Origin of the sequence: Protofrankia sp. CiP1_Cm_nod1 (assembly GCF_920888515.1) — a bacterium.
Lineage (GTDB): Bacteria > Actinomycetota > Actinomycetes > Frankiales > Frankiaceae > Protofrankia.
The window spans coordinates 1-7,800 of sequence record NZ_CAKKTM010000149.1 but is presented as its reverse complement, the minus strand read 5'-3'; the positions used below and the strand labels follow the sequence as shown (position 1 = coordinate 7,800).

6 protein-coding genes and 1 pseudogene are annotated in these 7,800 nt (G+C 72.4%); 1 reads left to right on the top strand and 6 read right to left on the bottom strand.

Annotated elements, in window-relative coordinates:
- The 3 genes and pseudogenes from NBX02_RS07375 to NBX02_RS07365 all read right to left on the bottom strand — a co-directional run.
- Positions 1-347, bottom strand: a pseudogene (locus tag NBX02_RS07375) (hypothetical protein); the annotation flags it as partial.
- A 363-nt stretch (positions 348-710) separates the two neighbouring features.
- A complete protein-coding gene (locus tag NBX02_RS07370) occupies positions 711-2,144 on the bottom strand; it encodes a VWA domain-containing protein (protein WP_250290573.1) in 1,434 nt (477 codons plus the stop codon).
- 73 nt (positions 2,145-2,217) lie between these two features.
- Positions 2,218-3,093 carry an AAA family ATPase gene (locus tag NBX02_RS07365; protein WP_250285494.1) on the bottom strand — a complete coding sequence of 292 codons (876 nt, stop codon included), beginning with the start codon at positions 3,091-3,093 and terminating at the stop codon, positions 2,218-2,220.
- A 354-nt stretch (positions 3,094-3,447) separates the two neighbouring features.
- On the opposite strand from NBX02_RS07365, the gene NBX02_RS07360 reads away from it, so the two are divergent.
- Positions 3,448-4,290, top strand: coding sequence for an NAD(P)-dependent oxidoreductase (locus NBX02_RS07360; RefSeq protein ID WP_250290572.1), 843 nt, complete (start codon positions 3,448-3,450; stop codon positions 4,288-4,290).
- A gap of 26 nt (positions 4,291-4,316) precedes the next feature.
- On the opposite strand, the gene NBX02_RS07355 is transcribed toward NBX02_RS07360, so the two are convergent.
- The 3 genes from NBX02_RS07355 to NBX02_RS07345 all read right to left on the bottom strand — a co-directional run.
- Entirely contained in the window at positions 4,317-5,024 is a 708-nt protein-coding gene (locus NBX02_RS07355) for an SCO family protein (RefSeq protein WP_250285441.1), read from the bottom strand.
- A 48-nt stretch (positions 5,025-5,072) separates the two neighbouring features.
- On the bottom strand, positions 5,073-6,209 hold the full coding sequence (locus tag NBX02_RS07350) for a glycoside hydrolase family 6 protein (protein WP_250290570.1): 1,137 nt from the start codon (positions 6,207-6,209) through the stop codon (positions 5,073-5,075).
- A 646-nt stretch (positions 6,210-6,855) separates the two neighbouring features.
- On the bottom strand, positions 6,856-7,800 hold a 945-nt coding region (locus NBX02_RS07345; protein ID WP_250290568.1), incomplete at its 5' end, for a glycoside hydrolase family 6 protein.

Genomic DNA, 7,800 nt, shown 5'->3' with positions numbered 1-7,800 from the left:
CGCGCCGTCGGCGCGGAGCCGGCGGCGAGGCCGGACCCGGCTCCGGATTCGGCCGCACGTGCGCCGCCGGCCACGGGCGCGGACGACGCCCCCTGTAGCCCCGGCTCCCCCGGCGCGACCGGCGCGACCGGCGCGACCATCCGCGAATCGCCCGCGGCCTGCCCGTCACCGCCCACAGCGGACGACCCCGGCTGTGACAGCGGCATGTCGATGGCTGGCAGCGGGAAACTCGACGACGAGCCGGAGGTATCCGACCAGCTACCGATCGCGACAACACCGCCGACAACGGCCACGACCCCGACGACGACCGCCACGCCGATCACGCGCCGCCTGGAGATGCCGCGCACGCCCGCGCCCCTCGCGCCCGCCAGCCCTCCCGTGGCCGCCGCGCCTCCTCCGGCCGTCGCGCCTTCCGGGGCCGTCGCGGCACCGCCCCACCAGTCCGTGCCAGGCGCCGACGCCGATGTCGCCACCGAAGTCGATGCCGGCCCTGGTGGTGGCGCCACCGCCGTCGTCGCGGGCGCCGCCGGGGCGCTGTCGGGATCCTGTACGTCCGGACCTGTTCTGACCATCCCGGTGGCCGCCCTTCCGTCAGGTGTCAGCTCTCACGCTGCCAGCTCCTGGAAGGTTGGACGCTCGCCCAGCCGCTTCGGTTCACCCCAATTTCCCGATCACGTCGTGAAACGTCCGCCAGGGTGAAGACGATCGGCTCAGGAGGGCAGGAGGCGTTCGATGAAGGTCTGGAGCTGTTCGACGTTGCGGCATTCGACCATCTCGTCGACCAGGTCGGCGTAGGCGCGGGTGGCCGAGTCGCCCGAGCCCCAGTAGGTGCGCGGCTCGGGGTTGAGCCAGTAGGCGTGCCGGGCCTGCGCGCACAGCTTCCCGAACACCGGCGCGGCGGTCGCGCGGTAGTTGTTGCGGGCGTCCCCGAGCACGAGCAGGGAGGTCTTCGGGCCGACCGCCTCCGGATACCGGTCGGCGAACACCTCGAAGGCGTGCCCGTAGTCGCTGTGCCCGTCGAACCACACCAGGTCGGCTCCGTTGGCTATCCGCGCCATCATGTCGCCGAGGTCGGCTCCCCGCAGGAAACGGGTGATCTCGTCGGTGGTGTCGATGAACGCGAACGCCCGGACCCGGGCGAACTGCTCCCGCAGCGCATGCGTCAGCAACAGCGTGAAGTGCGCGAACGACGCCACCGACCCGGAGACGTCGCACAGCACGACGAGTTCGGGCTTGTGCGGCTTGTGCGGCCGGTGACGGGTCTCCAGCGGCACCCCGCCGGTGGCCAGCGAGGAGCGCACCGTGCGGCGGAAGTCCAGCCGGCCGGAGCGCCCGAGGCGGCGACGCGCGGTCAGCCTGGTCGCGAGCCTGCGGGCGAGCGGGTGGACCAGGCGGCGCAGCTCCGCCAGGTCCCGCTGGGAGGCGCGCAGGAAGTCGACCTGCTCCGCCAGCGGCTTGACCGCGCTCTTCGCGGCCGCGTCGGCCCCGCGTTCCTCGGCGAGCCGGCGACGCACCTCGCTGGCGACCATCTCCTCGAAGGCACGGATGCGCTCAATGATCGTCTGCCGGGCGACCCGCTCGGCGAGGCCGCCGGCCTCCTGGTCGCCGAGCATCGCGCTCAGCAGGTCGGCGACCAGGGTGTCCGGGGACAGTGCCCGCAGGGCCCGGTAGGCGAACCAGGAGCGCCGGCCGGGCGCGCCCGGCGCCGACCCGAACCTGGTCACGGCCTCGCGGGCGAGGCGGCGCAGCTCCTCGTCGTCCCCGCGCAGCAGGACGTCCAGCAGTTCCCCGCGCAGGGCCTGGCGCAACAGCTCAAGATCGTGTTCGCTGTCGGGCGCGCCGGCCGGCCGGCTCGGATCCGTTGCCGTTCCCGGTGTGCCGTCCTCGCCGGCCAGGAAGTCGTCAACGGACAGCCCGTCACCGATCACCGGCGGGAAGTAGAGGTCGAACAGTGTGTCGAAGGTCACCCGGTTGGTCGGGCGTTTGCACATCGTCGCCGCGAACCCGGCGCGCAGCGCCTCCCTGTCGAGCGGCCCGACGGCTGTGAGCGCGCGGACGGCGTCCACGGTCTCGGCGCTGCTCACCGCCATCCCCGCCTGTCGCAGCGCGGCGGTGAACACCACCGTACGGTCCAGCAGACTCATACCCGGCATCCCATCGGGTCACATAGTGCAACATAATGTTACTTTATGTTATAAAAACCCAGGCTGGGAACGATCAGTTAGAGCCGAGCTTGAGCTGGCCGATGGCTCGCGCCTGATCACTCACATGCTTGAGGACGACACCCAGGGTGGACGCCACGGCCTCCTCGTCGAAGGTGTCGATCCCCAGCGCCAGGACCGTCCGCGCCCAGTCGATCGTCTCGGCGATCGACGGGACCTTCTTCAGCTCCATCGCGCGCAGCGCCCGGATCGTGCCGACGATCGCCTCGGCCAGCCGCTCGGGCAGCTCCGGCACACAGGCGAGGACGATCTCCTTCTCCCGCGCCGGGGACGGGTAGCCCAGGTGCAGGTACAGGCAGCGGCGCTTGAGCGCCTCGGACAGCTCCCGGGTCGCGTTGCTGGTCAGCACCACGAGCGGGCGCTGGTGAGCGACGATCGTGCCCAGCTCGGGGATGGTCACCTGGAAGTCGGAGAGCACCTCCAGCAGCAGGCCCTCGACCTCGACGTCGGCCTTGTCGGTCTCGTCGACGAGCAGCACGGTCGGCTCGGTGCGCCGGATCGCGGTCAGCAACGGCCGGGACAGCAGGAACTCGTCGCTGAAGATGTCGTCGTGGGTCTCGTCCCAGGCCTCGTCACGACCGGCCTGGATGCGCAGGAGCTGCTTCTTGTAGTTCCACTCGTACAGCGCCCGGGCCTCGTCCAGCCCCTCGTAGCACTGTAGACGGATCAGTTCGGCGCCGGTCGCGGACGCGAGGGCCTTGGCGAGCTCGGTCTTGCCCACGCCGGCCGGCCCCTCGACGAGCAGCGGCTTGCGGAGCCGGTCCGCGAGGAAGACCGTCGTCGCTATGGCATGATCCGCCAGGTAGCCGGCCGCTCGCAGCCGGTCGTGAACATCCGCCACATCGGCGAAAGCGTGCTGCTGTAGCGGCATATACACCTCTTGTGTGATTCAGCCTCTCGTCCATAGTGCCAGCGATGGGCTGCTCGAGGCGGCCGCACGGCCGCCACGTACCACCGCGCGCGTCCCGCCCCACACTCTCATGAGCGGAGCGGGCCCGGAAGCCGACAAACCCGGCGGTCCGGTGGCAGCCGGCTTCTGGCACCGGTGGATCCGGGGCTCCAGCGGGAACCTCGACACGCAAGAGACGCACAGGAGACGCACAAGAGGCGCGCAAGAGGCACGGAAGAAACGCCGCCGCACCGGCTCCGGCCCACCGGCCCACCGGCCCACCGGGCAGTACCAGCACATACAGGGGAGACCGGAACATACAGGGGAGGCAGAACCATGAACGTCGCTTTTCTCGGCATGGGACGGATGGGACGGGAGATGGCCCGCCACATCGTCGAGGCCGGCCACCAGCTGACGATCTGGAACCGGACGCCGGGCCGGGCCCGGGAACTGGTGGCCGCGGGTGCGCGTGAGGCCGCCTCCGTACGGGACGCGGTGGCCGCCGCCGAGGCGGTCGTGCTGATGCTCTTCGACGACGCGTCCGCCCGTCAGGTGCTCGACGACGTGATCGCCGGCGCGCCCCCGCGCACCCTCGTGATCAACACGACGACGATCGCGCCTGCGACCGGGCGGGAACTCGGGCGGGTGGCCGCCGCGGCCGGGCTGCGCTACGTGGAGGCACCCGTGGTCGGGACGACCGGGCCGGCCCGGGACGCCACCCTGCGCGTGCTGGTCGGCGCGAGCGGACCGGACGCGGCCGCCGCCGAGAAGCTGCTGTCCCTGTTCGGCACCACCCGGCACGTCGGCGGCGTCGGTACCGCGACGGCGTTGAAGGCCGTCGTGAACCTGGGCCTGGCGCTGGCCACCGGGGCTCTCGGCGAGGTGCTGCGGCTCGGCTCGGACCTGGGCGTCGACCGTGACCTGCTGCGTTCCGAGCTCGCCGGCGGCGCACTGGGGTTCATCCTGGGCTACAAGGGGTCGATGCTCACGAGCAACGACTTCCAGCCCGCCACGTTCACCCTCGACGGCATGATCAAGGATCTGCGGATCGCCACCGGCTCGGCCCGCCGGCCGCTGCCGATGGCCACGAGCGCTCTCGCGCTGGCCACGGAGGCCTCCGACGCGGGGCACGGCCAGGAGGACTTCGCCAGCCTCGCCGCCTACTACACCGCGACCTGACCACCGCCGCGGGCGGCGTCGGGGGGTCAGGTACGGCCGGCGATCAGTAGCGGGATGTCATGGGCGTAGTCGGCGACCTTGGTGCCGGCGAGGTAGGCGACACGGGCGGTCCCGTCCGGGCTGAAGGCCGTCACCTGCGTGCCGTGCGAGACGGTCACCGACCCGTCGGGCTGCCGCCGCGGCCGCTCAAGCGTGACGCCGAGCTGCTCGGCGTCACCGGCGGTCGTCTCGAACGGGCCGGTCAGCCCGATGAACGACGGGTCGAACTGGGCCAGCCAGCTGCCCAGGGCCGCCGGGGTGTCCCGATCCGGATCGGACGTGACGAACACCACGGACACTTTGGCACGGTCAGCCGGCGGCAGCGTGCTGAGCGCGGCGGCGATGTCGGCCATGGTGGTCGGGCAGATGTCCGGGCAGTGGGTGTAACCGAAGAACAGCAGGGTGAGCCGGCCGGCGGTGGCCGCCCGGAAATCGTAGGGACGCCCGTCCGTGCCGGTCAGCCGGATGTCCGGCTTGCTCAGCGGCTGCTGTAAGACCACCCCGCGCACGCCCGCGGCACCCGGGAGATCGTCGAGGTGTACCAGCCCGTTGCCACGCTGGCCGGCCGTTCCCGAGGAGCCGCAGCCGGTGACCAGCACGGCGAGCAGGACGCCGGCGAGGAGCACGGCGGCGAGCGTCCGGGGCCGCCATGTCCCGGGCCGCCGTGTCCCGGGCCGGAACGGGTGGGAGTTCACCCGTCAACAATGCACCCGATGGTGATACGGGCGTCGACGGCGGGACGGTCAGCCGGTGGCGCGGGCGGCCAGCCCCAGTGCGTAGTCGAGCCACCACTGGCCGGCGCCAGGCCCGCCATTGCACGTCCCGTCCGACTCCCCGGGAACTTTGATCCACAGATACGCGTCGACGACCGGGTCACCTGTGTTGCCGGTCGGCGCGGCGCCCAGCGCCCGGCCCGGCGGGTTGCACCAGGCGTTGCTGGCGGCCGGGCCGAGCCCGTTGCGGCTGGTGTCGATGACGGCCCGGGCGGTGCCACCCAGCGCCGCGGACACCGCGGCGGCATAGGCACGCTCGTCCGGCGTCTCGTCGAAGTTCGAGACGTTCAGGGCGAAGCCACGGGCCCGGTCGACGCCGGCGGCGCGCAGCCTGGCGGCGGTGTCGGCGGCGCTGTGCCAGGTGGCGTTCCCGGCGTCGAGATAGACGGCCGCGCCGACGTGGGCAAGCACGTCCACCGCGTTCCCCAGCAGCGAGTACCGGGTCTGGCGGTCGGCCGCGGACAGGCAGTCGGTCTGGGAGATCGCGTCGGGCTCGAGGATGACCGCCGCCGGGCCCCGGCCGATACCGGCGGCGAAAGCGGCGATCCACGCCCGGTAGGCATCTGGGCTACCGGCTCCGCCAGCGGAGTAACTGCCGCAGTCACGGTTGGGGATCGCGTAGGCGACCAGCACCGGCAGCGCGCCGGTAGCGCGGATCTCGTCCACGCGCCCGGCGACCCTGGCCCGCACGGCGTCCGGGTTCGCGGTGTCACCGCCGAACCAGTCGGCGTGCGAGGTGTTCGCTATCCGGCTCAGCGCGGCGGCGTCCGCGGGCGCGCTGTTACGCAGCCGGGCGACCGCGGCCATGGCGTCGCTGTCGGGATCGACGTAGAACCTGGCCCCGGCGAACGGATTGCTGCTGGCCGTCGCCGGCGCCGCCGACGGCGGCCGGGCCGGCGGCGGCGGCGGCGCGCTGGGAGCCTCGGTGTGCTCGGCGGGATGCGTGGGCCGCGCGGCTGGCGCGGCAGGGGTCTGCCCCGGTACCGGAGCCAGCGAGCCGAGAAGCGCGGCGACGGCGGTCAGCGGCCCGGGAGGCACCGTACCGACCGGACGCGGTATCACCACGTCCACGGAGGACGAGACCGGAGAGGTCCTGGGAAACACCACCCGTACACAACCGAAACCCGCGAATACGGCGGCGGCGACGACCGGCGTCAGCCATATCCATAGCGGCCGACGGGATTTCGGACGATGCGCATGGCGGGCGGCCCGGCGTCCGGGCCCTCCATGCACGTCTGTCGACACACGACCTCCGAACGGGCGGTTGGATGCGCTCGTTTTCTTGCTCAACCCTCTGTCCGCAGCGGCAGTTTAGCAGCGACCGCGCTGACGGTGCGGAAAGCCGACACAGGCCGGCACCCAACGCCACCAGCCACGCCGGAATCGTGTCGGCAGGACGACAGCAACGACCGCCGGCGGCGACTTCCGGCTACCAGAAAAACAATGGACGTTGTTTTTTCATTGTGAATTCGCCGGAGCGGCGGACGGGACAACTGCCACCGGCGGCGGGCATATCCGCCCGGGCGGCCCGAGCCCCACCCACCCGGGCGGGACGAACCGACATGAAGGACGTTGTTCTGTTTCGCGGTGGCCGGGCACCGGGAGCCCCCTGGCCGGGAGCGCAATCCAGCGAATCATGCCGAAACGGGTGGCGGGCGCGCCGGAACCAGCCCGTCCGGCCAACGGCCGCGGACGGTCCGGGAACACCCTGGGTACGACGGGCCGTTGCCCGCCCGGGTGGGGAAGGCCCCGTTCAGGACGTGGCGTTGCGGACGAGCTCGTCGGCCTGGGCCGGCCACCAGGTGCCGGCTGGCGGGTTGTTCCGGCCGCACTCCCCGTCACTGGCTCCCGGCACCTTGATCCAGAGAAGGGCGTCCGCACGTGGGCTGCCGGTGTCGGTGGTCGATGTGGTTCCCAGCCCCCGCCCCGGCGGGTTGCACCAGGCGTCCTTCAGGTCGCCCCTGGCCGGGCCACGGCCGTTGCGCGAGGTGTCGACCACGAAATGACTGCCGCCGGTCAGCGCCGAGATCACGTCGGCGCGGGCCACCTCGTCGTGGGTGTGGTAATAGTTCGACACGTTGACGGCGAACCCACGGGCCCGCTGCACGCCCGCCCGCGTCAGGCGGTCGGCGATGACCGGCGCCGCCGTCCACCCGCAGTTGGCCCCGTCCAGGTACACGCTGGTGCCGGAAAGCCCGCCGTAGACGTCGACGGCGTCGTTGAGCAGCCGGTAACGCTCGTCCTGCTCGGCATGCCCCAGATGGTCCAGCTGTGCCAGTGAGTCGGGTTCCAGGATGACGACGGCGTCGCGGTGGCCGATGCCCGCCGCGACCTTCCTGGTGAAGGCCTGGTAGGAGGCGGCGTCGGGCAGACCGCCGGCGGAGAAGCCCGCGCCGACGTCACGGTGCGGGATCGCGTAGACCATGAAGACGGCGGTGGCGCCGGTGCGTTCCGCCTCGGCCGCGCGTGCCGCCACCTGGGCCTGGACGCCGTCCCCCAGCCAGTCCCCGACGGGGTAGGCCAACGGCTTGGCCGCGATCGTGGCGGCGGCCGTCCCGGCTGCCGGGTCCTGCCGCGCAGCCTGGGCCGGCTGGCTGTCGGGGTCGACGAGGAACGGCGCCCGGGGTGCCGGGCCGTGCGGGCCGGGCCCCGCCACCGCGCCGTGGCCGGCGGGGTCCCCGGCGGGGCACTGCGGGCC